The sequence below is a fragment of the Nocardiopsis sp. NPDC007018 genome (genome assembly GCF_040635075.1).
In the GTDB taxonomy this organism is placed as follows: Bacteria; Actinomycetota; Actinomycetes; order Streptosporangiales; family Streptosporangiaceae; genus Nocardiopsis.
In genome coordinates this window covers 33,206-56,297 of sequence record NZ_JBEYHA010000037.1, presented here as the reverse complement: position 1 = coordinate 56,297, position 23,092 = coordinate 33,206, and the positions used below count along the sequence as shown (strand labels likewise).

The 23,092-nt window shown below is 73.2% G+C and carries 21 protein-coding genes; 5 read left to right on the top strand and 16 right to left on the bottom strand.

Features of this window, described 5'->3' with window-relative positions; all coding sequences use genetic code 11:
- Together ABZ635_RS19310 and ABZ635_RS19305 are read left to right on the top strand one after the other, a co-directional pair.
- On the top strand, nucleotides 1-185 hold a 185-nt coding region (locus tag ABZ635_RS19310; protein ID WP_357766844.1), incomplete at its 5' end, for a hypothetical protein.
- 13 nt (nucleotides 186-198) lie between these two features.
- On the top strand, nucleotides 199-1,122 hold the full coding sequence (locus ABZ635_RS19305; protein ID WP_357766841.1) for a TatD family hydrolase: 924 nt from the start codon (nucleotides 199-201) through the stop codon (nucleotides 1,120-1,122).
- 93 nt (nucleotides 1,123-1,215) lie between these two features.
- Here the strand turns inward: ABZ635_RS19305 and rsgA are convergent, their stop codons facing one another.
- The 3 genes from rsgA to ABZ635_RS19290 form a co-directional block, all read right to left on the bottom strand.
- A complete protein-coding gene (gene rsgA, locus ABZ635_RS19300) occupies nucleotides 1,216-2,343 on the bottom strand; it encodes a ribosome small subunit-dependent GTPase A (RefSeq protein ID WP_357766838.1) in 1,128 nt (375 codons plus the stop codon).
- Nucleotides 2,344-2,540: 197 nt separating this feature from the next.
- Entirely contained in the window at nucleotides 2,541-3,401 is an 861-nt protein-coding gene (locus ABZ635_RS19295) for an MHYT domain-containing protein (RefSeq protein ID WP_357766835.1), read from the bottom strand.
- A 149-nt stretch (nucleotides 3,402-3,550) separates the two neighbouring features.
- Nucleotides 3,551-4,093: a TetR/AcrR family transcriptional regulator gene (locus ABZ635_RS19290; protein ID WP_357766854.1), complete on the bottom strand. Its 543-nt coding sequence runs from the start codon at nucleotides 4,091-4,093 to the stop codon at nucleotides 3,551-3,553.
- Nucleotides 4,094-4,563: 470 nt separating this feature from the next.
- Between ABZ635_RS19290 and ABZ635_RS19285 the strand changes: the two genes are divergently transcribed.
- On the top strand, nucleotides 4,564-5,268 hold the full coding sequence (locus ABZ635_RS19285) for a carbonic anhydrase (RefSeq protein ID WP_357766832.1): 705 nt from the start codon (nucleotides 4,564-4,566) through the stop codon (nucleotides 5,266-5,268).
- Nucleotides 5,269-5,437: 169 nt separating this feature from the next.
- On the top strand, nucleotides 5,438-5,683 hold the full coding sequence (locus ABZ635_RS19280; protein ID WP_357766829.1) for a hypothetical protein: 246 nt from the start codon (nucleotides 5,438-5,440) through the stop codon (nucleotides 5,681-5,683).
- Nucleotides 5,684-5,749: 66 nt separating this feature from the next.
- Here the strand turns inward: ABZ635_RS19280 and ABZ635_RS19275 are convergent, their stop codons facing one another.
- The 11 genes from ABZ635_RS19275 to ABZ635_RS19225 all read right to left on the bottom strand — a co-directional run bounded on the left by ABZ635_RS19275 (nucleotide 5,750) and on the right by ABZ635_RS19225 (nucleotide 20,984).
- Complete coding sequence (locus tag ABZ635_RS19275; protein WP_357766826.1) at nucleotides 5,750-6,754, bottom strand: sugar phosphate isomerase/epimerase family protein; 1,005 nt, start codon at nucleotides 6,752-6,754, stop codon at nucleotides 5,750-5,752.
- A gap of 65 nt (nucleotides 6,755-6,819) precedes the next feature.
- On the bottom strand, nucleotides 6,820-8,211 hold the full coding sequence (locus ABZ635_RS19270; RefSeq protein WP_357766824.1) for a nucleotide pyrophosphatase/phosphodiesterase family protein: 1,392 nt from the start codon (nucleotides 8,209-8,211) through the stop codon (nucleotides 6,820-6,822).
- A gap of 83 nt (nucleotides 8,212-8,294) precedes the next feature.
- Nucleotides 8,295-9,458 (bottom strand): metabolite traffic protein EboE, encoded by a 1,164-nt coding sequence (gene eboE / locus ABZ635_RS19265; protein ID WP_357766821.1) that lies wholly within the window; start codon nucleotides 9,456-9,458, stop codon nucleotides 8,295-8,297.
- Nucleotides 9,455-10,366: a TatD family hydrolase gene (locus ABZ635_RS19260; RefSeq protein WP_357766818.1), complete on the bottom strand. Its 912-nt coding sequence runs from the start codon at nucleotides 10,364-10,366 to the stop codon at nucleotides 9,455-9,457. The genes eboE and ABZ635_RS19260 overlap by 4 nt, the downstream gene beginning before the upstream one ends.
- Nucleotides 10,367-10,377: 11 nt before the next feature.
- Nucleotides 10,378-11,046, bottom strand: a complete 669-nt coding sequence (locus ABZ635_RS19255) for an EboA domain-containing protein (RefSeq protein WP_357766815.1) — start codon at nucleotides 11,044-11,046, stop codon at nucleotides 10,378-10,380.
- 51 nt (nucleotides 11,047-11,097) lie between these two features.
- Complete coding sequence (locus tag ABZ635_RS19250) at nucleotides 11,098-12,045, bottom strand: sugar phosphate isomerase/epimerase family protein (protein ID WP_357766812.1); 948 nt, start codon at nucleotides 12,043-12,045, stop codon at nucleotides 11,098-11,100.
- Nucleotides 11,982-12,878 carry an SCO3242 family prenyltransferase gene (locus ABZ635_RS19245; RefSeq protein WP_357766809.1) on the bottom strand — a complete coding sequence of 299 codons (897 nt, stop codon included), beginning with the start codon at nucleotides 12,876-12,878 and terminating at the stop codon, nucleotides 11,982-11,984. Before ABZ635_RS19245 ends, ABZ635_RS19250 begins: the two co-directional genes overlap by 64 nt.
- Nucleotides 12,875-14,038: an inositol-3-phosphate synthase gene (locus tag ABZ635_RS19240; protein ID WP_357766806.1), complete on the bottom strand. Its 1,164-nt coding sequence runs from the start codon at nucleotides 14,036-14,038 to the stop codon at nucleotides 12,875-12,877. The genes ABZ635_RS19245 and ABZ635_RS19240 overlap by 4 nt, the downstream gene beginning before the upstream one ends.
- Before the next feature lie 145 nt (nucleotides 14,039-14,183).
- A complete protein-coding gene (locus tag ABZ635_RS19235) occupies nucleotides 14,184-14,966 on the bottom strand; it encodes a hypothetical protein (RefSeq protein WP_357766803.1) in 783 nt (260 codons plus the stop codon).
- Nucleotides 14,967-15,099: 133 nt separating this feature from the next.
- Complete coding sequence (locus tag ABZ635_RS19230; RefSeq protein WP_357766800.1) at nucleotides 15,100-19,443, bottom strand: ThuA domain-containing protein; 4,344 nt, start codon at nucleotides 19,441-19,443, stop codon at nucleotides 15,100-15,102.
- Nucleotides 19,444-19,790: 347 nt separating this feature from the next.
- Entirely contained in the window at nucleotides 19,791-20,984 is a 1,194-nt protein-coding gene (locus ABZ635_RS19225; RefSeq protein WP_357766852.1) for a Gfo/Idh/MocA family oxidoreductase, read from the bottom strand.
- Nucleotides 20,985-21,099: 115 nt separating this feature from the next.
- Here ABZ635_RS19225 and ABZ635_RS19220 point away from each other — a divergent pair, with 115 nt between their 5' ends.
- Nucleotides 21,100-22,329, top strand: coding sequence for an ROK family transcriptional regulator (locus ABZ635_RS19220; RefSeq protein WP_357766797.1), 1,230 nt, complete (start codon nucleotides 21,100-21,102; stop codon nucleotides 22,327-22,329).
- Here ABZ635_RS19220 and ABZ635_RS19215 read toward each other — a convergent pair.
- On the bottom strand, nucleotides 22,316-22,903 hold the full coding sequence (locus tag ABZ635_RS19215; RefSeq protein WP_357766794.1) for a DUF4365 domain-containing protein: 588 nt from the start codon (nucleotides 22,901-22,903) through the stop codon (nucleotides 22,316-22,318). The genes ABZ635_RS19220 and ABZ635_RS19215 overlap by 14 nt on opposite strands.
- Nucleotides 22,904-23,083: a hypothetical protein gene (locus ABZ635_RS19210; RefSeq protein ID WP_357766791.1), complete on the bottom strand. Its 180-nt coding sequence runs from the start codon at nucleotides 23,081-23,083 to the stop codon at nucleotides 22,904-22,906.
- Nucleotides 23,084-23,092 lie beyond the last annotated feature (9 nt).

Below are 23,092 nucleotides of genomic sequence, written 5' to 3'. Positions count from 1 at the left end.
TCGGCATCTACGCGATGGTCCCCGCCGTCCTCCTGAGCGTGCTGTGCATCCTGGCCTTCAACGGTCTGGGCAGGGTCAGCATCCACACGGACCGGCGCCCGACCGCTCTCACGTCGTCCGGCGCCACCGGCCGATCCGAGGCCCGGGGCCGCCTAGAATCACCACGGCGCACGCAGGACACGTGATGGGGGCATGGGCATGGGCAGACGCAAGGGCAGCGCGGTCAGGGAGCGCAACGCGCAGACGCCGCCACCCGCACCCGAGCCGTTGCGGGTCGCGGTGGCCGACAGCCACACCCACATGGACATGCAGACCCCCGGCGTCGAGGAGATCATCGCGGCGGCGCAGGCCGTGGGCGTGACCCCGCTCGTGCAGGTCGGCGTCGACCTGCCCTCCTCCCGCTGGGCGGCCGAGGTCGCCGCGAAGCACCCCGGCAGGGTGTGGGCGGCGGTGGCCCTGCACCCGAACGAGGCCCCCCGCGTCGTGCACGGTGACGGCGCCGAGGGAGTGGAGCCGGACGACACCGACTGGGCGGGCAAGGCGCGACCGGCCGGGGGCGTCGAGGCGCTGGAGGCCGAGCTCGCCGAGATCGACGCGTTGGCGGCGCTGCCGGAGGTGGTCGCGGTCGGGGAGACCGGGATGGACACCTTCCGGACCGGCCCCGAGGGCGCCCGGGCACAGGAGCTGTCGTTTCGCCGCCACATCGCCATCGCCAAGAGGCACGGCAAGGCGCTCATGATCCACGACCGTGAGGCGCACGAGGACGTCCTGCGCGTCCTGGAGGAGGAGGGCGCACCCGAACGGGTGGTCTTCCACTGCTTCTCCGGGGACGCCGAGATGGCGCGGGTGTGCGCGGAGCGGGGCTACTACATGAGCTTCGCGGGCAACGTCACCTTCGCCAGTGCCGAGCACCTGCGCGAGGCGGCGGCGGTCGCCCCACCGGAGCTGGTGCTGGTGGAGACCGACGCCCCCTTCCTCACTCCCAAGCCCTACCGGGGGCGGCCCAACGCCCCCTACCTGATCCCGCTGACCCTGCGGGTGCTCGCCGAGACCAAGGGCATGGGCGAGGACGAGCTGGCCGGGATCGTCGCCGACAACGCCCGGCGGGCCTTCCGGTTCTGACAGGGCCCCGGACGCGCCGCCAACCGGTTCGTACCGGGCGGTGACGGGCGGCGAACAGCGGGCCGGGACCGAACGGCCCCGGCCCGCCAAAGCCTAGTATCCGCGCTTGAGGCGGCCCGCCTCCCGGCCCTCCCGGGTGTTGCGCTTCGACTCCTGGCGCCGGGCGGCGCGCATACGCGCGTCGCCGCGGGACCGGTTCCACTCCGCCTCGCGGCGCAGCTTGAACCAGCGTTCGAGGCGCCGGGAGTCCAGCTCCCCCTCGTCCACGGCGGCGCGGACGGCGCAGCCGGGCTCGGTGTCGTGGGAACAGTCCCCGAACCTGCACGCGTCGGCCAGAGCGTTGACGTCCGCGAAGGTGCGGTCCACTCCGGTCTCGTCCCCGGGCACGTCGATGCGGCGTACCCCGGGGATGTCGAGGAACAGCGCGCCCCCGGGCATGGGGATCAGCTGGCGGTGGGTGGTGGTGTGGCGGCCGCGCCGATCGTCGCGGATCGCCCCCGTCTCCATGACCGTGCGTCCGGCCAGGGCGTTGAGCAGGCTGGACTTTCCGGCGCCGGAGGTGCCGAGCAGGACCCAGGTGGCCCCGGGGCGCAGGAGGGCGGACAGCTCCTCCAGCCCCTCACCGGTGTGCGCGCTGACGGCGTGCACCTCGGCCCCGGTCGTGACCGACGTGACCAGTTCGACCACCTCGGGGAGACGGTCGCCGGCGAGTTCGGACTTGGTGACCGCCACGACCGGTGCGGCGCCGCTGGTCCAGGCGAGGCTGAGGAACCGCTCCAGGCGGCCCACGTTGGGACCCTGGTCGGCGGCCTCGCAGATCAGGACGGCGTCGACGTTGGCGGCCAGGACCTGGTCGTGGGAGTCCTTGGCCACGCCCTGGCGGACGAGGGTGCCGGAGCGTTCCAGCACGGCCTCGACCAGCCAGGTGTCGCCCGAACGGCGGACGGCCACCCAGTCGCCGGTGGTCGGAGCGGTGGCGGGGTCGGTCTCCGCCGCCCTGCGCACCTCGGGTGCGAGCGCGGCGGTCGCGTGCTGGGGCAGCCGGACGCCGACGGCTCCCCGGCGGGCCTCGCTGACCCGGGCCGGGAGCAGGGCGTGCGGTGATCCGCCGGTGGCGGCGTCGAAGGCGGCGGCCACTCGGGAGTTCCAGCCCAGTGTGTCGAGCGGGTGGGTGGTACGGCCCTCGGTGTTGGTGTTGGTGTTGGTGCTGTGGTGACTCACGTTGCTCTCTCCGTGGAGCGCGAGCCGCCGCGGGGCGCGGTCTAGGGCTCGCTGACGAATGCGGTGCGGATGCTGGGGCCAGGCATGAGGCGGGCCATGGGCGTGCTCCTCTCGTCAGCGGCCGACGCGGACCGCGTGGCACGCACCGACCCTAGGGCAGGGGGCCGACGCCGTGCCAGCGATTTTCCCGGGGCCGTTCAGCGGCGCCGGGTCCACACGTCGTCGGTGGGGCGGGGTGCCACCGGTACTCCGTGGCGCGGGGTGTAGGCCTCCCCGGTGCCGGGTTCGGCCCGGTCCGGTGCGCGTTCGGCGGCGCGGGAGTAGTCCCGGCGCTCGTTCTCCTCGTCGTCCCCCAGCAGGAGGAAGAGGCTACAGATCAGCAGCAGGACGAACAGGCCGGTGATCACCGGCAGCAGGAGGTCCCACGCCTTGGCGCCGTCGGGGGCGCCCACAGGGGTGAAGTCGGGCGGGACGATCCGCATCCCGGCCATGCTCGTGTAGTGGGTGGCGGTGACGGCGGCCGCCAGCACTACCGAGGCGAGGACGGTCCCGGGCAGTCCGCGCGTCCGGCGGGCGCACCACAGGGCCGCGGTCCCGGCGACCACGGCGATCACCGTCGACACGGCCATGAGGTACGGGTCGTGGTGCAGGGTGCCGTGCAGGTTCATCGCGGCCACGCCGACGTGGTGCATGGCGACGATGCCGAGGCCGACGAGCAGGCCGCCGCCCAGGACGCGCACGGCGGTGGCCCCGCGCTGGAGTGGAAGCAGCGCGACCCCGGTGACCAGGACGGGGACCGCTCCGCTGAGGACGGTCAGCGGGACGTCGTAGCGCAGCGGGGTGCCGGGCACGGAGTAGCCCAGCATCGCGACGAAGTGCATGGCCCACACGGCCATGCCGCCCAGGGCCAGGGCGGCCAGGGCGTGCCACTGCCATCGGAAGAAGCCGGTCGTGCGGCGTGCCCTGGCGGCGAAGGAGAACCCGAGGAAGGCGCCGATCACCGAGATGGCGAAGGCGATGGTGGGGGTCGGCCAGCCTTGGGGGAGGAGTTCGGTCACGGTCCCAGCTCTCTGCATTCCATGACGTGGGTCACAGATGTGGCCCCGTTCATGGAGAGTAGGGACGCGCCGCCCCGTTGACCAGGGGGTACGTCGACGATCCGTTGGCCTGATGTGGCCAATGGGGGTGGTGGGGCGCGCCGGAGGGCTCAGTCCCGGTGCGACCGCAACCCTGCGAAGGCGATGCGGCACAGGGAGTCGGCGATCTCCTCGCACGACATGCCCCGGTCCGGCTTGTACCACTCCACGACGGAGTTGACCATGCCGAAGAGCAGTCGGGAGGCGACGGCCGGGTCGACGTCGCTGCGGATGTCGCCGTCCACGACGCCCTCGCGCACCAGGTCGGCGATGAGGTGGTCGAACCGGCGGCGCCGTTCGAGGGCGTGCTTCTCCACCTCGGTGTTGCCGCGCACCCGCAACAGCAGGGTGACGTGGGGGAGTTCCTCGACGAGCACCCGGACGCTGCCGCGCATCACGTGTTCGAGCCGCGCGATGGCCGGGCCGGTGGTGGCGCCCTCCTCGCGGGTGACCTCGAACAGCGCGTCCATGGCGAGGTCGAGGGACTGGCGCAGCAGCTCGGTCTTGCCGGTGACGTGGTGGTAGATCGCGGACTTGGTCACCCCGAGGGCGCGGGCCAGGTCCTCCATGCTGGTCCCGTCGTACCCGCGTTCGTTGAACACGCGCGCGGCCACGCGGAGCACGGAGTCGGCGTCGTGCCCGGGGCGGCCGGAGCGGCGCCTGCCGGTCTGTTTCGGGGCGGCTGGTTCGGGTGCGGAAGATCGGGACACGGTTGTCGAATCTACCTCGTGACGGGGTCGGACGTGCGCGGGGTCGGTGGTCCGGCCGCGTCGTCCTCCTGAGCACCGGCTCACTGAACGAACGGTCGGTAGGTATCCCACCCTAGACCCGGGGACGCGGTCCGGGAAGGGTGCGCACCCGCGACGACCTCGGCTTCCCGCGGTGCCGGTGCGCGCGGCCTCGTCCGGCGGCCCCTCGCGGCGTCGTCCGGGCGAGGGGAGGCGCCCGTATTCCCGCGTGGCTGGATGCGGCCACGCGGTGTTAGGGATGCGTCAATCCCCTTGTGATCGCTCGAGCACCAGGGGTAGCTTTTACCCGCTTTGCTGGCAAATGTCGTTTTGTTCGTGAAACGGAAAAAGAGCACATGGCCATCACCCGTCGCGGTGCCTTCAAGGCATCGCTGATCGGCGGCGTCGGCGCCGCCGTCGCCACCACCATCCCCGCCTCCGTGGCCTGGGCCGACACCCCCTCCGCGCCCCCCGTCGCCCGCGACGCCAAGGAGGCCCTGCGCCTGCTCAAGCGGGGTAACCAGCGCTGGGCGCGTTACGCGTCCACGCACCCGAACGAGAGCCGGTCCCGCCGGGCCCAGCTCGTCGACGGCCAGGCCCCCTTCGCGACCGTCCTCGGCTGCGCGGACTCCCGGGTCCCCCCGGAGCTCGTCTTCGACCAGGGGCTGGGCGACCTCTTCACCATCCGCTCCGCCGGTCAGGTCCTGGACGGCTCGGTGCTCGGGAGTCTCACCTACGCCGTCGAACACCTGCACACACCGCTGATCGTCGTCATGGGCCACCAGAGCTGCGGCGCCGTCGACGCCGCCGTGCAGGCCCACCGCACCGGCCAGCTCCCGCCCGGGCACGTCGGCGGCCTGGTCGCCGAGATCCTGGAGGTGGTGGAGTCCACCCCCGACGACGGTGAGGACTTCCTCGACGACTGCGTCCGCGCCAACGCCGAGCACATCGCCCGGCTGCTCGCCGAGGACCCGGAGATCGGCGAGTTCGTCACCAACGGCGAGGTGGAGATCGTCGCCGCCCGCTACGGGCTGGAGGACTCCCGGGTCTCCTGGCTCTGACGTCCGCTTCCATCCCTCCCGCCCCTTCCGCAGCCACCCTCCACCACGTTCCCCGCCGGCCCCGCCCCCGTCCCTGACCGTGCCCCGCCACCGTTCCGCCACTGGCCAGCCCGTCGCCTATGCGGGAGAATGCCGGTGACCATCCCCCAGCGGACCAGGGAGACCCGGTATGTTCCGGATCGCGATCAGTCGGCTCAGCGACGGCGGACAACGCATCACCCCCGAACACCGGTGCACTGCCCTGTCCGTGGACGAGGCGGTCCTCGCCCTCCGGAAGCACCTGCCCACGGTCGACACCAGTGCCTTCGGCAGCGACGCCGTCCAGCGCTCGGTCAACCGGGTCAACGACTTCCGGCACGACGTGGCCACCTCGGACGGCGGACGCTACCGGGTGGTCATCGCCCCGATGATGTGAGTCCGGTGCCACGGCGACCCCGTGGCACCGGACGGCACGGCCTGCCTCGGGTCGCCGACGACCCGGTCAGCCCGACCCGAACGCCGCGTCGAAGGACGCCGTAGGCGGGTCGAAGGCGTTGGCCCGCACGAACCGCACCGCCTCCGCCGCCCCCGCCAGCCGGTCCATGCCCGCGTCCTCCCACTCCACGGAGAGCGGTCCCTGGTAGCCGATCGAGTTCAGCACCCGAAAACACGCCTCCCACGGCACGTCGCCCCGGCCCGTGGACACGAAGTCCCACCCCCGGCGCGGGTCGCCCCAGGGCAGATGCGATCCGAGCCGTCCGTTGCGGCCGTTGCCCACGCGCTTGCGGGCGTCCTTGCAGTCCACGTGGTAGATCCGGTCGCGGAAGTCCCACAGGAACCCCACCGGGTCGATGTCCTGCCACACCATGTGGCTGGGGTCCCAGTTCAGCCCGAACGCCTCACGGTGCCCCACCGCCTCCAGCGCCGCCTCGGTCGACCAGTGGTCGTAGGCGATCTCCGACGGGTGCACCTCGTGCGCGAACCGCATGCCCACCTCGTCGAACACGTCCAGGATCGGGTTCCACCGGTCGGCGAAGTCCCGGTAGCCCGCCTCGATCACGTCCGCGCCCACCGGCGGGAACATCGCCACGTACTTCCAGATCGCCGACCCCGTGAAGCCCACCACCGTCGACACCCCGAGGTTCGCGGCGGCGCGGGCGGTCAGCTTCATCTCCTCGGCGGCGCGGCGGCGCACGCCCTCGGGTTCACCGTCGCCCCAGACCCGGGAGGGCAGGATGTCGCGGTGGCGGTGGTCGACGGGGTCGTCGCACACGGCCTGGCCCAGGAGGTGGTTCGAGATCGCCCACACCCCCAGGCCGTGCCGTTCCAGGATCTCCAGGCGCCCGCGGACGTAGGCGTCGTCCACGGCGGCGCGGGTGACGTCCAGGTGGTCGCCCCAGCAGGCGATCTCCAGGCCGTCGTAGCCCCAGGAGGCGGCGAGCGCGCACACCTCGTCGAAGGGCAGGTCGGCCCACTGGCCGGTGAAGAGGGTGACCGGTCGGGTCATCGGGCTGCCTCCAGAGTGGCGGTGGATGGGCGGGGCCGGTCGGCTCCGCCCCGGGGGCGGTCGGTTCAGGGCGGGGTCGGCCCCGCCGGTGCCGGCACACCGACGAGGCCGAGCATGAGGTCGCGCACCTCGGCGGCGGCGACGCGGTCGCGGGCGAGCCCCGGCTCGCTGCACAGCACGAGAGGCCCGTCCTGGGGGTCGTCGTGGGGTCGCCCGTGGGTGCCCCGCACACAGCCCGGGTCCAGGGGGACGACGTTCATGGCGTAGCGCAGGCCCACCCGCTTGCGGACGAGGTTGGCCGCCGCCCTCGCCTTCACCAGCGGGTCGGCGGGGTTCAGGAAGAGCTCGGCCGGGTCGTACCCGGGCTTGCGGTGGATGTCCACCCCGCGCGCGAAGTCGGGCGCGGACCGGTCGTCCAGCCAGTAGTAGTAGGTGAACCAGGCGCCCGGGCGGGCGAACAGCACCAGCTCCCCCGAGCGCTCGTGGTCCAGCCCGTACCCCGCCTGGGCCTCGCGGTCCAGGACCAGGTCGACCCCGTCCAGCCCGCGCAGGAGCTCGGTGACCCTCGGCAGGTCGGCGGGGTCGCGGACGTACACGTGCGCGCACTGGTGGTCGGCGACCGCGAAGGCCCGGGAGGCCCACGGGTCCAGGTACTCCATGCCCTCCTGCGTGTACACCTCCAGGAGTCCTTCGCGGCGCAGCAGCCGGTTGACGTGGACGGGCCGGTCGGCGGGGGTGATGCCGTACTCACTGAGCACCAGGACCGCCGCCCCGGCCGCCTCGGCGTCGTCCAGCAGCGGAGCGAGGGCGGTGTCCAGGTCGCCCACCGCCCGCCGGGCCTGCGCGGAGTCGGGTCCGAAGCGCTGGAGGTCGTAGTCCAGGTGGGGGACGTAACAGAGGGTGAGGTCGGCCCGGGGCAGGAGCCTGCGGGTGGCGGCCACGATCCACTCGGTGGAACGGAGGGACGCGGTCGGCCCCCAGTAGTGGAAGAGCGGGAAGGGCCCCAGCTCGGAGGTGAGCTCGTCGTGCAGCTCGACCGGCCGCGCGTAGCAGTCCGGTGACTTGCGGCCGTCCGCGTGGTACACCGGCCGGGGTGTGACGGTCCAGTCGGTGGTGGCGCCCATGGCGTACCACCAGCAGACGTTGGCGGTGCGAAAGCCCGGGCGGTGGCGTCGGGCGGTCTCCCACACCTTCTCTCCCCCCACCAGCCGGTTGTGCTGCCGCCACAGGTGTACCTCGCCCAGGTCCCGGAAGTACCAGCCGTTGGCGACGGCCCCGTGCTCGGCCGGGGCGGTCCCGGTGAGGAACGTGGACTGCACGGTGCACGTGACGGCGGGCAGCACCGTGTCCAGGGGAGCGCTCCAGCCGCGCTCGGCCAGGGCGCGCAGGCGTGGCGCGTGTTCGAGCAGGCGGGGGGTGAGCCCGACCGCGTCGACGACGAGGAGGCGGCTGGTCATGGGGCGTGGTTCCCTTCCGTGGCGGGCGCGTGGTGGGCGGGTACGGTGCGGAGGCCGGGGGCCGGGAGCCGGAGGCCCGCGGCTCAGAGCGGAACGAGCCCGAGCGCGGTGAGCCGGTCGCGCGCCCAGGCCAGTTCGGCGGCGATCCCGGCCACGAGCCCCGCCTCCCCGACCGGTCGTCGCTCCTCGGGCAGCACCGTCCAGGTGTAGGTCTCCACCTCCACGTGGTCGGTACGGGCGCCGCCGGGTCCCAGCAGGAGGGAGAGGGTGCGGTCGAGGTGGTCGGTGGTGCCGCGCAGGGGAGCGGCGGCGGGGGAGTGCAGGGGCGCGTGGAAGTGGGTGCGCCAGGGGCCCCGGCCCTCCAGCGGGCGGGGGCCGCCCAGGGCCTCGTGCAGGTCGTCCCTGGCCAGGGGGCGGCCGTCGACCAGCTCTCGGGTCTGGTGCAGGAACCGGTCCTCCGCGAAGGCGGCGAGGGCGGACCGGGTCGCGGGGTCGTTCGGGTCGGGCGCCTCCACGGCCGCCGACGCCTGGGTCTTGACCACCGGTAGCCCGGCCTCGGCCAGGCGGTCCAGGGCGGGGCCCGGTTCCTCGAACCCCACGGCCAGGTGACAGGTGTCCAGGCACACGCCCACGTGCGGGGGCGGGTCGGCGAGCAGGCGGACGGCGTCCTCGCTGGTCTCCACCGCGCAGCCGGGTTCGGGCTCCAGTCCGACCCGTACCGGGCGCCCGGCTCCGGCGAGCCTCTCCAGTGCGGCGGAGAGTTCCGCGAGGTGGCCTCGCGCTGTGTCCAGCCTCGCGGCGTCCCAGGGGTCCCGCCAGGCCAGCGGCAGGGTGGAGACGCTGCCGCGCGCCGCGTCGTCGGGCATCAGCCGGGCCAGCACCCGCGCGCAGTCCACCGTGTACTCCAGGCGGGCGCGCTCGGTCCAGTCCGGGGAGTACACCGCGTGCTTGACGACGGGTGCGTGGAACCCGGTGTAGGGGAAGGCGTTGAGGGTGACCGTCTCCAGCCCGGCGGAGGCCAGTCCGGCGCGCAGCCTCTCGGTGAGCGCGGGGGAGGCGGCCAGCTCGCGGGCGAGCGGCGCGGGCAGCCACAGGCCCAGACCGAGCCGTTCGGCGCCGAGCGCGGCCCGGACCCCGCCGCCGAACACCCGGATCTGGCGCAGGACGCCGTCCAGGTCCTCGGCGGGGTGGACGTTGGTGCAGTAGGCGAGGTGGACGACGGTGCCGTCGGGGTGCCGGAACCTCACGCGGCGCCCCCTGGTGCGACGGAGCGCGGGTCCGGGGGCGGCTCGGTGTCCGGGCGCTCGCCGCGCAGGATCGAGTTGCCCGAGAACGTGCCCCCGGCCTCCGGGCCCGCGCCGTCCTCCAGCAACAGGCGGCCGCTCCTCCCGAAGAACTCGACCGGGTTGCGCCACAGCACGCGGTCCACGTCGTCCTCGGTGAACCCCGCCTCCAGCATCCGCCGCCCCGTGTACGCGGTGGTCAGCGGGTCGCTGTGCCCCCAGTCCGCCGCCGAGTTCACCACGGTGCGGTCCAGGCCCCACTCGGACAGCACGCGCACCATCCGTTCCGGCGACATTTTCGTGTCGGGGTAGACGGAGAAGCCCAGCACGCACCCGGAGTCGCGGACCATCTCCACGGTGGTCTCGTTCAGGTGGTCGACCAGGACCGTCTCGGGGGCGATCCCCGACTCCTCGACCAGCCGCAGGGTGTGCCGGGTCCCCTCGACCTTGTCCCGGTGCGGCGTGTGCACCAGCACCGGCAGCCCGAACTCCCGAGCCAGCTCCAGCTGGTGCCGGAACGCCTTCTCCTCCTCGGAGGTGCGCGAGTCGAACCCCACCTCGCCCACGGCCACCACGCCGTCCTTGGCCAGGTAGCGGGGGAGGAGGTCGAGCACCCCGGTCAGACGGGGGTCGTTGGCCTCCTTGGGGTTGAGCGCGATCGCGCAGTGGTGGCGGATGCCGAACTGGGCGGCTCGGAAGCGCTCCCAACCGACCAGGCCGTCGAAGTAGTCCCGGAAGGAGCCCGCGCTGGTCCGGGGCTGCCCGAGCCAGAAGGCGGGTTCCACCAGGGCGCGGACCCCGGCGTCGTACATCGCCCGGTAGTCGGCGGTGGTCCGCGAGGTCATGTGGACGTGCGGGTCGAAGATGCGCATGACGCCTCCAGTCAGTGGGGGTCGGGGCCGGACGGGCGGGCCTGGTCGGGTGCGCGGGGGAAACGCCCCAGGAGCGGGTGGACGTCGGCGGGCACCGCCCGTCCCGCGCGCTCGCGCTCGCGGGCGAAGTCCGCGCACATGCGGGCCAGTTCGGCGTCGGCCCGCTCGCGCATGCCCGCCACCAGGCGCAGCGGGACGCCGACGAACAGGCACTTGAGAACGGTCTGGCGCCAGGAGTGGTCGTCCAGCAGGGACTGTGCCCCGCTGGCCGAGGCGGCCGCGACCAGTCGGGTGTCGTTGGTGCGCAGGGCGTCCGCGAGCAGGCGGCGCGTGGTGGCGGCGACCTCCGGCGCCCCGGTGTCGAGGGCGTCGAGTCCGCGCAGCACGGCGCGGCGCTCGTCGGCGTCGCCGTGGTCGTAGAGGGCGTCGACCTCCCGGGCCAGGCCGCCCGGGGGCAGCGCCGTCGCGAGGGTCCGGAGCAGTTCCACCCGGACCAGGTCGTCCAGGGTCGGGCCCTCGGTTCCGGTGGGGTCCCCGGAGGGGCCGGGGCCGCGCGCGACCCGGCGGGCGGCGGACGGGAAGAGGACGGCCACGCGCCCGGGGCGCTCGACGACCTCGGCGCGCATCCGGGCCAGCTCGGTACGGGCGGGTTCCGCCAGCAGGTCGTCGACGGCTACCACGCGGCGCCTCCTCGTTCCGGTCGTCGTGTCCCACGGCTCACGTGCGTCACTTCACTCACCATCACTCGTGCCCCTCCCGCCCCCGCGCCCCTCCAGCACCCGCGACCAGGCCGTGTCGAGCGCACGCTTGGAGCGCGCGGCCACCAGCGGCGCCGCGTGCCCGTGCCGGGGCAGTTCCACCGAGGCCAGCCCCGTGTACCCCACACGGTCCAGGGCGGCCAGCACCCCGGCCAGGTCGAGGTCGCCCTCACCGAACTCCAGGTGTTCGTGCACGCGCGGGCGCATGTCGTCCAGCTGCACGTTGGCGATCAGGTTCCCGGCGCGGGCCACCGCCCCCTCGGGGCCGTCGGGCTCGTTGCACACCCCGTGCCCCACGTCCAACGTCACCCGGAGCCGTTCGGGCCCGCCCAGCGCGCGCCGCAGCTCCAGGACGTCCTCCAGCCGCTCGGCGAACATGCCCGGCTCGGGCTCGAACGCGAGGTCGACCCCGAGCCCGTCCGCCGTCACCAGCACCTTCTCCACCCCGGACAGCAGCCGGTCCCGGCCCTCCTCCCGGGTGACACCGGCGGGCAGGACGCCGGACCAGAACGACACCGCCTCCGCGCCCAGCGTGTGCGCGATCCGCACCGCCCGGCGCAGCAGGTCGACCCGCACGTCGCGGTCGCGGTCCGACACCAGGGTGGGTTCGTGCTTGCGGCGCGGGTCCAACAGGTACCGGGCCCCGGTCTCCACCACCACCGCCAGCCCCAGCGCGTCCAGCCTGCGTCCGACCGCCGCCACCCGGGCGTTCACGTCAAGGGAGAACGGGTCCAGGTGCGGGTGGTCCAGGGTGAGGCCGACCCCCGCGTACCCGAGGTCGGCGATGATCGCCAGCGCGTCGTCCAGCCGGTGGTCCCAGAACCCGTTGGTGCCGTACCCCAGCCTCAGCTGCCCGCTCACGTGACCGACACCGCCCTGGCCGCCCGCGCGGTCGCCGGGGCCCCGGCGGACAGCGCGCACGCGGTCTCCACCGCCCCGTACCGGGACAGCAGCGCCGACTGGAGCGGGATCATCCCCCGGATACCCGTGCCGGTCGCCGCGCGGACCGGACCGGCCCCGGGGTCGGCCAGCGCCCGGGCCTGGGCCCACCCGACTGTGGTGGCGAACGCGCCCGCGAACGCCCCCGCGGCGAGCTCGCCCACCCTGCCCCGCGCGGTGACGGGGGCCGTGCGCGCCGGACACGCGGCCAGGACGGCCCCGGCCAGCGTGCACGCCAGCGACCCGGCCGCAACGCCCGGCCGGGTGCCGTGCACCTCGCCACGGCTCAGCGCCGTCACGCCGTAGGTGTGCACGGCCATCGCGGCGGCGGGCAGCACGGCCGCGCCCGGCCGGTCGCCGGCGCCCAACAGCACGTCCAGCCCCCGGTTGACCGCCATACCCAGTGGAGCCAGCGGCGTGGGCTTGAGCACGAGGTCGTAGGCCCACACGGTGCCCGCCAGCGCGGTCGCCACCCGTGCGGTCCGGCCTCCCCCGGCCAGCCCGGCGACCGTGACTCCCGCCGCCGTGAGTCCCGTGGCCACGGCCAGGGCCTGGCCCGGGGTGACGTCCCCGGAGGGGAGCGGGCGTTCGGGGCGCTCGACCGCGTCCAGGTCGCGGTCAGCGTAGTCGTTGAGAGCCATCCCGGCCCAGTACAGGCACGCCGAGGCCACCGGGAGCGCCCATACACGGGGCTCGCGCAGCCGGCCCGCGGCGGCCGCCCCGGCGAGGCTGTCACCGAGCACGGTCAGAGCGGCGGGCAGGCGCACCAGACGGGCCAGGGCGCGCGGTTCCGGGAACCTCCGAGACCGGCTCATCCGCGCCCCGCCCCCTCCGCCGGTGCCGCGCACCAGGCGGTCAGCTCCTCCCACTGCGCCGACAGCCCGTGCACGTCGCTCCCGGCCGGGTCCTTGAAGAAGAACCCCAGCTCCGGCACCGGTCCCGCCCGCCCGGTCCGGTGCGCGTGCGCGATCAGCCGGGCCAGGTCCAGGACCAGCGGCGCGGCCAGCGCCGAGTCGTACCCCGACCAGGTGAACTGGAGGCTCATCCGCGCCCCCAGGAAGCCCTCGAAGGACACGTGGTCCCAGGCGGTCTTGGTGTCGCCCAGGTCCGGAACGTAGTCGACGTGCAGGGGGCCGTCCACGGGGTGCCCCAGCATCCGTTCCAGCCCCCGCGCCTTGGAGGCGGTCTTGCTGTCGTTGCTGGCCGGGTCGGCCAGGGTCGCGCCGTCGCCCCCGCCCAACAGGTTGGTGGACGACCACGAGCGCACCCGCAGCGCCCGCGCCGCGAACATGGGCGCCAGCGCGCTCTTGACCAGGGTCTCCCCGGTCTTGCCGTCCGACCCCGCCCACGGCAGCCCGAGCCGTTCGGCCAGGGAGGCCAACGCGGGCGGTCGGGGGCCCGCGTTCGGAGTGAACTCCACGAACGGACACCCCGCCCTCAGTGCGGCGTACGCGTACACCGAACTGGCCGGGACCCGGGCGGTCCCCGCGTCCAGGGCCGCCTCCAGCACGTCCGGGTCGTCCAGTTCGGGCACGCGCTCCGGAACCGGCTCCGTACTGGACAGGTCCACCACCACGACCCGCTCCAGGCACTCGTCCTCGGCGAACGCGCGCAGGTCCCGCTCCAGCCGCTCCACGTGGCAGCGGGCGAACCCCTCGCCGCGGGGCGCCACACCCGCGCGAATCCGCCGGTCCACGGCGTCGAGCTCCTCCGCGAAGGCCTCGGGCAGGTGCGCCGGGACCACACCGGCCCGGGCCAGCGGCACCGCGCTCTTGACCAGGGGGGTCTCGGAGACGTCGTGTCCGCCGAAGACCAGGTCGCCGAGGCCGGGCAGGTCGGCGTCGGCGAACTCGGGGCGTTCGGTCACGCACCCCGTCCGCTCGGCGGCACCCGCCCGTACGGCCAGGGCGCCCAGGACGGCCGTGGTGGCGACCGACCCGCGCGCCCCGACCAACCACACTCCGATACGTGTCATGTGCTCCCCTGCTGGTTGTCGTGCTGGTACTGGTCTCCGGCGGGCCGCGCCCCGGTGGTTCCGGAGCGCGGTCCCGCCCGGGCGGTCGTTCCGGCCGTCGCCGCGTCGGTCCCGCGTGTTCGTCCTGTCCGTCTTGTCCGTCCCGTCAGTGGTCGTCGTGGGCGGGCGGACCGTCCCCGGTCGCCCCCTCGCCCTCCTCCGCCTCGTCCGGCTGGAGCGCCCCGCTGGCGGGGTCGGCGGGCAGGTACAGGTGGATGTGGCCGTGCCCGGCGTCCACGCTGACCATGTCGAGCTGGGTGGCCGCCACCGACCAGGCCGTCACCGCCTGGTCGCGCAGGTCGGCCGCGAGGTCCAGCAGGTCCGTGCGCTGGTCGTCGTCGGCCTGGGAGGCCGCGTGGTAGGCGCTCAAGGCCGAGCCGAGCAGGTCCACCGAGCCGTCCAGCCCGGCGACGGTGACGTTGAAGTCGGTCCGCCCCGACTCGCTGAGCTCGAAGTGGGCCCCGGCGTCGCGCACCGTGCCCAGCCAACCGTCGATCTCCTCGGAACTCGGAAACTCCTCGGCAGGGGCCGAGCCGTCGGCGGGCAGCACCCCGTTGAGGGACTCCAGGGCGGGGACCAGTTCCTCGTGGGCGGCCCTGGTGTGGCCCACCAGGCTGGCCACCTGGTCCACGTGGCGGGCGTCGGCGGAGGCCTCCAGCTCCGCCACCCGGGCGGGGTCGGGGGTGACCTGGTCGTCCCCGCCTCCGAAGAAGAGCACCACCGAGGCGACGACGGCGCCGACCAGCAGCACGGAGCCGCCGGTCAGCCACCAGGTGGTGGGGCTGGCGTTCGAGGTCCGGACCCTCTCGGTCCCCTCCGGGGCGGCGTTCTTCGCGTCCTCGGAGGACGGGGTCTTCCCCTGCTGGCTGCTCGAGGGATCGGTGCTCACGGGCACCTCCTGTCAGGTTGACACTGGCCGGGTCATGGGCGGCGTGTGCCGTGCGAACGACGCCGCGGGGGTGTGGCGGGGCCGGGGGGCGGCCCCGCCACGACGCGATTTCCGCGCTACTGCCGATCCGGGGTTACTCGGGTGGTGCGGTCAGGTGTTCGAGGCCGTCGGCCAGGCGCCCCAGCTCCTCTCGGGTGTCGGCGTCGGCGACGCTCTCGGCGGTCCTACGGAACCGGTCGAGGGAACGCCCCGCCTGCGCGGGCCGGTCCATGCTCACGTGGTGCTCGGCCAGTTCCAGCTGGCGGGTGAGGCGGGTGGCCTCGGAGAAGCTCAGGGAGCCCTCCTCGGCGAGCTCGCCGAGCCGCTCGTGGACCTCGGCGAAGGTGAACTCCTCCACCTCGTCCTCCAGGTCGGTGACCTGCACGTCGCGGAACCACACGAGGTCGTCCGCGCCGTGGTTCTGGAGCCCGACGCGTCCCGACGACAGGTCGCGGTCGGGGTCGGTGCTCTCGAACTCGTTGACCAGCTCACCGTTGACCCACACGCGGATCATCGGGTCGCTGACCTCGATCTCCATCGTGTTCCACTCGCCCACGACCTCCGGGTGGGAGGTGGCCGCCTGGAAGTTGTAGACGGCCCCGGTCCGGGTGAGGGGGTCGCCCGCGGGCGCGCCGAACGGGTCGATCTGGATCTCGTAGCCCTCGTTGACCGCGACCCACGGGTCGTCGCCCGGGTCGGGGAAGCCGACGAAGACACCGGAGTTGTCGGACTCCTCGTGCGTGAGGTAGTCCAGCTTCAGCCGGTAGGAGCCCAGCTCGTCCTCGTGCCAGAGCAGGCCCATGCCGCCCTCGGTCTGGAGGACGCACCCGTCGCCGCCGTCGACGACCTCGAAGCCGCCCGGACCCGCCATGGTCCAGCCGTCCAGCGACTCCCCGTCCCACAGGGCGCGGTACCCGTCGTCGAGGGACGGCGGGGCGCACTCCACGGGGCCCGGGTCGTCGCCGACCGTGATGGTGTGGGTGGCGGAGGTCCCGGTGCGGCCCTCGCCGTCGGTGGCCACCGCGCTGACCGCGTACTCACCGTCCGGAACGTCGGTCCAGGCGGCCTCGTAGGGGCCCTCGGTCACCGTGGCGACCGGTTGCCCGTCCACGAGGAACTCCACCTCCTCGATCCCGGCGTCGCCGTGGTCGGTGACCTCGGCCGCGAGCGGCACCTCCTCACCGGCCCCGAAGGACGCGCCGTCGGCCGGGCTGGTGAGCTCGGTCTCGGGCCCCTCCTCGTGGCCGCCGTCGTGGTCGGCGTTCACGTCGAAGTAGTTGACGTTGAACAGCGCCTCGTCCCCGGCCCCGTCGTTGACGAACACCAGGTGGAGGTCGATGGTGCCGCCGGGGTCGGTGACGTCCTCCATCGTGACGTCGGTCCACTCCTGCCAGCCGCCGGTGGGTTCCACGTCCACCGAGCCGACCAGCGTGCCGTCGGGGGAGTCGGCGCGGGCCTCGATGGTGCCGCCCGCCCCGTCCGACGCCACGCGGAAGCCGATCCGCTCCACCCCGTGCAGGTTGACCGGGTCGTAGGCGACCCAGCCGCCGTGGTGGACACCGCCGATGTTGCGCAGGCCGCCGTTGGGGTCCTCCGTGGACTCGGTCATCACCCCCTCACTGGAGGTGAAGTACTGCGCCTGCATCCGCGACGGGTTGAGCTTGACCCCGTCGCTGCCGGTCAGGGACGGAACGCCGTCCCCGCCGCGGTCGGTGTACTCGGCCTGGAGCACCCAGAAGATGTTCATGTCGTGGCCGTGGCCGCCGTCGGTCCCGGTGACGCTCACCCCCTCGCAGCCCTCGTACTGGGTCCAGGGGTGGGCGTGGGTGTCGTGGCCCAGCGACGAGGTCACCTGCACGGTGTCGCAGTCGATCCCGTCACCGATCGACCCGTCCTCGGCGTCCTCCACGGTCACGTCGAACGGGATCTCGTCGCCCCAGTCGAAGAACTGGCCGTCCCGGGGCGTGTCGAAGGCGACCTCCGGCGCGGTGTTGCCCGCGGTGATCGACACCGTCGCCGTGCCCGTGCGCTCCTCGGTGTCGGTCACGGTGAGGCTGACGTTGTACCGGCCCGCCTCCTCGAAGGTGTGCGTGGGCGACACCTCGGTGGAGGTGGTGCCGTCACCGAAGTTCCATGCGTGGTCGAAGGCCAGGCCGCCGGGGTGGAAGGAGTCCTCACCCGAGAACTCCACCGTCAGCGGGGCGGGGCCGGAGGTGGTGCTGGCGCCGATCCGCGCCACCGGGCTGTTGCCCGACCCGGAGTAGTCGATACGGGAGATCGCCGAGTCCTCGGAGCCGCCGAACCAACCCGAGCCGTACTCCAGCACGTACAGGGCGCCGTCCGGGCCGAACTCCATGTCCATGGGGTTGGCCAGGTCGATGTCCGGGACGGTCTCGGTGATGTCGAGGACGCCGCCCTCGTCGTCCAGGTGCACCTGCTTGATCCACTGGCGGCTCCACTCGTACAGCAGCGGGACGCCGTCGTAGTACTCGGGCCACTTGTTGTCGGAGTCCAGCTCCGGGTCGAAGGCGTAGGCCGGGCCGCCCATCGGTGCGCCGCCGCCGGTGCCCAGGTGCGGGAACTCCTCCGACTCGTCGTAGCCGTACCAGATCGCAGCCGGGGAGACCGGGGGCAGCTCCGTGAGCCCGGTGTTGCGGGGTGACTCGTTGACCGGGGCGTCGCAGTCGAACTTCTCCCCGGACGTGCCTGACCCGAAGTCGTACTTGTTGTAGGCGGAGTTGTCGCCGATGCAGTAGGGCCAGCCGATGTTGGTCGCCTCGGTGATGTGGTGCCAGGTGACCGTGTTCTCGGGCCCGCGCTCGGGGTCGGCCGCGGGCGCGTCCGGGCCGTAGTCGGCCAGGTAGACGCTGCCGTCGGTCTGGTCCACGGAGAACCGGAACGGGTTGCGCAGGCCCATGGCGAGGATCTCGGGGCGGGTCAGGTCGGGGTCGGAGCTCTCCTCCGGGAACAGGTTCCCCTCGGGGATCGTGTACCCGCCGTCGTCGTCCACCGCGATCCTGATCAACTTGCCGCGCAGGTCGTTGGTGTTGGCCGAGCTGCGCTGGGCGTCGAAGGCCGGGTTACGGCTCTCCCGCTCGTCGTGCGGGCTGAACCCGTCCGAGCCGAACGCGCTCGTGTCGTCGCCGGTGGACAGCAGGAGGTTGCCGTCCGGGTCGAAGTCGATGTCGCCGCCGACGTGGCAGCACATGCCCCGCGTGGCCTCGACCTCCAGGATCACCTGTTCGCTGTCCAGGTCCAGTACCGGTTCGTCACCGTCCACGAACTGGAAGCGCGACAGGTTGTTGTGCGCCTCGAAGGGCGCGAAGTCCTCCGGGTCGCCGTTCTCGGGCGCGGCCCCGGACGGGACTCCGTCGACCACGGGCGCGTAGTACAGGTACACCCACCCGTTCTCCTCGAAGTCCGGGTCGAGCGCGATGCCCTGGAGCCCGTCCTCGTCGTGGTCGTAGACGGGGACGTCCGCGAGCGCGTCGGTGCTGTAGGTCTCGGGGGACCACAGGGCCACCTGGCCGTCGCGGGAGGTGTGCATGACCCGGCCGTCCGGGAGCACGGCCATGCCCATGGGCTCGCCGACGTTCTCCTCACCCTGGGCGAGCGTGACCTTCTCGAAGTTGTCCCACTGGGTGGCGCCGCAGTCGCCCTCGGCCCGTCCGGCCGCCCACTGGAGGCCGCCCAGGAGGTGGGCGGTGAACTCCGGCTCGGAGTACGACTCGACGGTGTGGCCGCCGCCGGTGTACCAGGAGCGCCCGCCGTCGTACACCTGACACCAGGCGATCGGGTGGTCGAACCCCATCTGCCCGGCCGGGTCCACGACGTCCTCGTAGGAGGCCTCGTTCAGGCCCGCCAGAACGTGCACGTCACCGCGCGGGCTGACGTCGTAGTCGTACCACTCGTCGTGCCGGTCCCAGCTGGCCGGGAGCATCGAGGTGGAGGGGTGGGCGCGGTCGTTGACCATCACCTCGGCGTCCTGGGTGCCGGGCGGGTGGCTGGCGAAGTACGCCCCCACCAGGTCGCCGTACCACTCCCAGTCGTAGTGGGTGTCGGACGCGGAGTGGACGCCGACGTAGCCGCCGCCGTTTTGGACGTACTCCTCGAACGCGGCCTGTTGGCCCTCGTCCAGGACGTCGCCGGTGGTGGAGAGCCACACGACCGCGTCGAAGCGGGCCAGGTCCTCCGGGTTGAAGATGTCGGCGTCCTCGGAGTGCTCGGTCTCGAAGCCGTGCTCCTCGGCGAGGGCCTCGTACAGGGCGACGCCGTAGGGGATGGAGTCGTGTCGGAAGCCGGTGGTCTTGGAGAAGACGAGCGCGGTGAACGGCTCCTGCTCCTCCGTGTCGGCCTGGGCGGGGACCGAGGTCAGTCCGAGGGCCAGGGCGACGCTCGCCGTCAGGGCGCCCAGCGTTCGTAGGGGTCTCTTGATCACGGGAAACCTCACCTGGGGGTGGGGGGGTCGATGAGTCCGTGCGGCGTGCCGGCGCCGACGGCAGGGACGGGGGCCGCGTTCGCGTGTACGGCGGGGGCCGTACGGCGGGTGCGAACCGTCGCGGAGTTCCTGCTATCGCGTTCGGAAGCGGGGGGTGGCCGCCTCATCGGTGTGATCAGTCCACGGCGGTTCCTTTCGTCGGGGGCAGGGAGGAACGTGGGCGGGACCGGCTGCTGGCATTCTCGGGTGTGCCGGTCCCGATGACCAGGGGTCTCGGGTGACCTGTTGAGGCCCCTGGGTTCACGGTCGGTAACCGTTCCAGGTGAAGCGGGGCAGGGGCCTCTCGGTCATTCGTACAAACCTGGGCGGATGGGGCCTTTCGGTCGGTCCGTGTGGTCCTCGGCCGCGGGTACGTCGACCCAGCGGCGCTCGCGGGCCGAGACCAGGACGGCCTCGGCCAGCACGGCCGCCCGGAGCCCGTCCGCGAAAACGGGGAGCCCCTCGGGCTCACCACCCGCGACGGCGGTGCCGGTGTCGGCGACCAGGGCGTTGAAGCAGTCCTGGTAGCCCTGGGGGTGGCCGACCGGCAGCGTGACCAGGCGGGCGGCGTCGGCGCTGAGGCCCGGGTCGTCGCGGGAGACGGTACCGGTGCGCTCGCGCCCGCCCGCCCAGAGCGTCTCGGGGCGCTCCTGGTCGAAGCGGAGCGAACCCTCGGTACCGGAGACCTCCAGCACCAGCTGGTTCTTGCGGCCGGGGGAGACCTGGCTGACCACGGCGGTGCCGACCGCGCCCGACTCGGTGGCGAACTGGAGGGTGACCAGGTCCTCCGTGGTGACGGCGCGGCCGCCGTCGGTGCCCCGGCGCTCGTTGAACCGGGAGGTCTGCGCGCAGACGGAGGAGATCCGGTCGCCGGTGACGAACTCCATCAGGTCGCACCAGTGCGATCCGATGTCGCCGAACGCCCGGGTGGGTCCGCCGACCGCCGGGTCCACCCGCCAGTTGTCCTCCTCAGGGCGCAGCAGCCAGTCCTGGAGGTAGCCGCCGTGGACGAGCCCGACCCGCCCGACGGAGCCGGAGGCCACCCGGGCGCGTGCCTCGCGGGCCATGGGGTGGAAGCGGTAGACGAAGGGGACGACGGCGGTCAGGCCCGCGTCCCGGGCCGCCCGGGTGAGGTCCCGCGCGGTGGACGCGTCGGTGGCCAGCGGCTTCTCGCAGACCACGTGCTTTCCGGCCGCGAGGGCGGCCAGACTCAGGGGGGCGTGCAGGTGGTTGGGGGTGCACACGTGCACCACGTCGACGTCGGGGTCGCGGACGAGTTCGAGGGCGTCGGCGTGCGCGCGCCCGGCACCGTGGGAGGCGCTGAAGGCCTCGGCCCGGGCGAGGGAGGACCCGGCGACCCCGACGACCTCGCCGCCGTTGGCACGGACCGCGTGGGAGTGGACCCGCCCCATGAAGCCGGTACCGATCACCGCGGCGCGGTAGGTGGAGGGGGCGGTCGGTTCGGAAGCAGGCGCTGAGCCCAGACCTGTGACCTTCTTCACTGACATGTCCGAGACGTTACGTCTGACTTATGTCGAAGGTCAAGCATAAGTTGCCGGATGTGGACAAAATAGATGAATGACGGTCACTCAATAGATCCTGTGCTTCACTGGTCCCATGACGGAAGACGCGCTGACAGGCCCCGAGGGACCGGGGGCGACACCCCTGCGCACCCCGGCCGCCACCGCCGCGCCCGGCGCCGGGACCCTTCTCCGGCTGCTGCGCGACGGCCGCCCCCGCACCCGCTCCGAGCTGGCCGCCGTCACCGGCCTGGCCCGCTCCACGGTCACCCAGCGCGTGGACGCCCTCCTGGCCAGCGGGCTCATCGGCCCGGCCGGGGAGGCCGTGTCCACCGGAGGGCGCCCGCCCACGACCTTCTCGTTCCGCCCGGACGCGCGCGTCGTCCTGGCCGCGGACCTCGGCGCCACCCACGCCCGGCTCGCCCTCACCGACATGTCCGGCACCGTGCTCGCCCAGAACCGCGCCGACATCGACATCGCCCAGGGACCCGAACCCGTCCTCGACTGGGTCGTGGACCACGGCCGCGCCCTCCTCGACGGAGCCGGACGCGGCACGGACGACCTCCTCGGCGTCGGCGTGGGCCTACCCGGGCCCGTCCAGCACTCCACCGGGCGCGCCGTCAACCCGCCGATCATGCCCGGCTGGGACGACTTCGACGTGCCGGGCTACGTGCGCGGCCGCATTTCGCGGCCCGTGCTCGTGGACAACGACGTCAACATCATGGCGATCGGCGAACACCACGTCGCCTGGCCCACCGCCAGCCATCTCCTCTTCGTCAAGGTCGCCACCGGCATCGGCTGCGGGATCGTCAGCGAGGGCAACGTCTACCGGGGCGCCCAGGGAGCCGCCGGGGACATGGGGCACATCCACGTGCCCAGCGGCGCCGACCGGCCCTGCCGCTGCGGGAACACCGGCTGCCTGGAGGCCGTGGCCAGCGGGCACGCGCTCGCCGAGGCGCTCACCGCCCAGGGGGTGCCCGCCTCGGGAGCCCGCGACGTCGTGGAGCTCTCCCGCAACGGTTCCGTCCCGGCGCTGCGCGCCCTGCGCCAGGCCGGGCGCGACGTCGGCGAGGTCCTGGCCGCCTCGGTGAACATGTTCAACCCGTCGGTCATCGTGGTCGGCGGCGCGCTGGCCATGGCAGGCGACCACCTGCTCGCCGGGGTGCGCGAGGTCATCTACCAGCGGTCGCTGCCGCTCGCCACCGAGAACCTCAGCATCGTCTCGTCGAAGGCGGGGGAGGGCGCGGGCGTGATCGGCGCGGCCGTCATGGTGATCGAGCACTGCCTGAGCCCCGACCACGCCGAGTCCCTCGTCATGGGAGCCTGACCGCGTCGGGGCCCTCCGTGGCCTGGAAACACGCCATGAGCCAGAGGGCCTCGGACATGTTCAGGACGACGTCGCCGATCGTCGGCACGCTCATGACCGTGCCGAAGTCCCCGGCGGTGATGTGCTGGGGTGCCCAGCCGAGGTCGCTGTGGAGCAGGGTGGCACCCGGTTCGCCGAACCGCTTCCAGAAGATCAGAACCTCCTCGTACACGTTGACGAAGTGCAGGACCTGGTCCGTGTCTCCGAACTCGACCCCGGCCATTTCGCCCAGCTGTGTGTGGACGGCCCGCATACCGCGGAAGCGTCCGACGTAGGCACGCACCCGCGCGACGAAACGGTCGATGGAGTCCTCGTCCAGTCGATCGTCCGGATCGACCTTGATCGCGGGAAGCTCCTCCCCTTGCCGCCGGGCCAGACGGAGCTGGTCCGTGGCGTTGGCCCAGTAGAGGCCACCGGTGTCGGGGTCGTACACGACACACAGCACCGGCACGTTGCCCTCGGACCAGGTGGCGGCGTGCTGCCTGACCGGGACGGCGTAGCCGTTCGCCCGCTTCCAGCTGACGCCGCCCTTCACCTAGACCTTCACGACGTCTCCGGTGGTACGGCCGTCCTCGCCGAACGTGACGTAGAGGTCCTCGCCGAAGTCGTTCTGCCCGTCGATCTCCTGAACGACGTGGTCGTGCTCCTCCAACAGGCCGCGTAGGGCGTTCACCGCCGCCCGCCCGACCCTGCGCCCCTCCGGAATTCCCGCCACGTCGTGCTC

Bases quoted from the DNA above. Each gene is read 5' to 3' on its own strand.
- ABZ635_RS19305 (WP_357766841.1), top strand. From the start codon at position 199: ATGGGCAGACGCAAGGGCAGCGCGGTCAGGGAGCGCAACGCGCAGACG.
- ABZ635_RS19285 (WP_357766832.1), top strand. From the start codon at position 4,564: ATGGCCATCACCCGTCGCGGTGCCTTCAAGGCATCGCTGATCGGCGGC.
- ABZ635_RS19280 (WP_357766829.1), top strand. From the start codon at position 5,438: ATGTTCCGGATCGCGATCAGTCGGCTCAGCGACGGCGGACAACGCATC.
- ABZ635_RS19275 (WP_357766826.1), bottom strand. From the start codon at position 6,754: ATGACCCGACCGGTCACCCTCTTCACCGGCCAGTGGGCCGACCTGCCC.
- ABZ635_RS19270 (WP_357766824.1), bottom strand. From the start codon at position 8,211: ATGACCAGCCGCCTCCTCGTCGTCGACGCGGTCGGGCTCACCCCCCGC.
- ABZ635_RS19260 (WP_357766818.1), bottom strand. From the start codon at position 10,366: ATGCGCATCTTCGACCCGCACGTCCACATGACCTCGCGGACCACCGCC.
- ABZ635_RS19245 (WP_357766809.1), bottom strand. From the start codon at position 12,878: ATGAGCCGGTCTCGGAGGTTCCCGGAACCGCGCGCCCTGGCCCGTCTG.
- ABZ635_RS19240 (WP_357766806.1), bottom strand. From the start codon at position 14,038: ATGACACGTATCGGAGTGTGGTTGGTCGGGGCGCGCGGGTCGGTCGCC.
- ABZ635_RS19220 (WP_357766797.1), top strand. From the start codon at position 21,100: ATGACGGAAGACGCGCTGACAGGCCCCGAGGGACCGGGGGCGACACCC.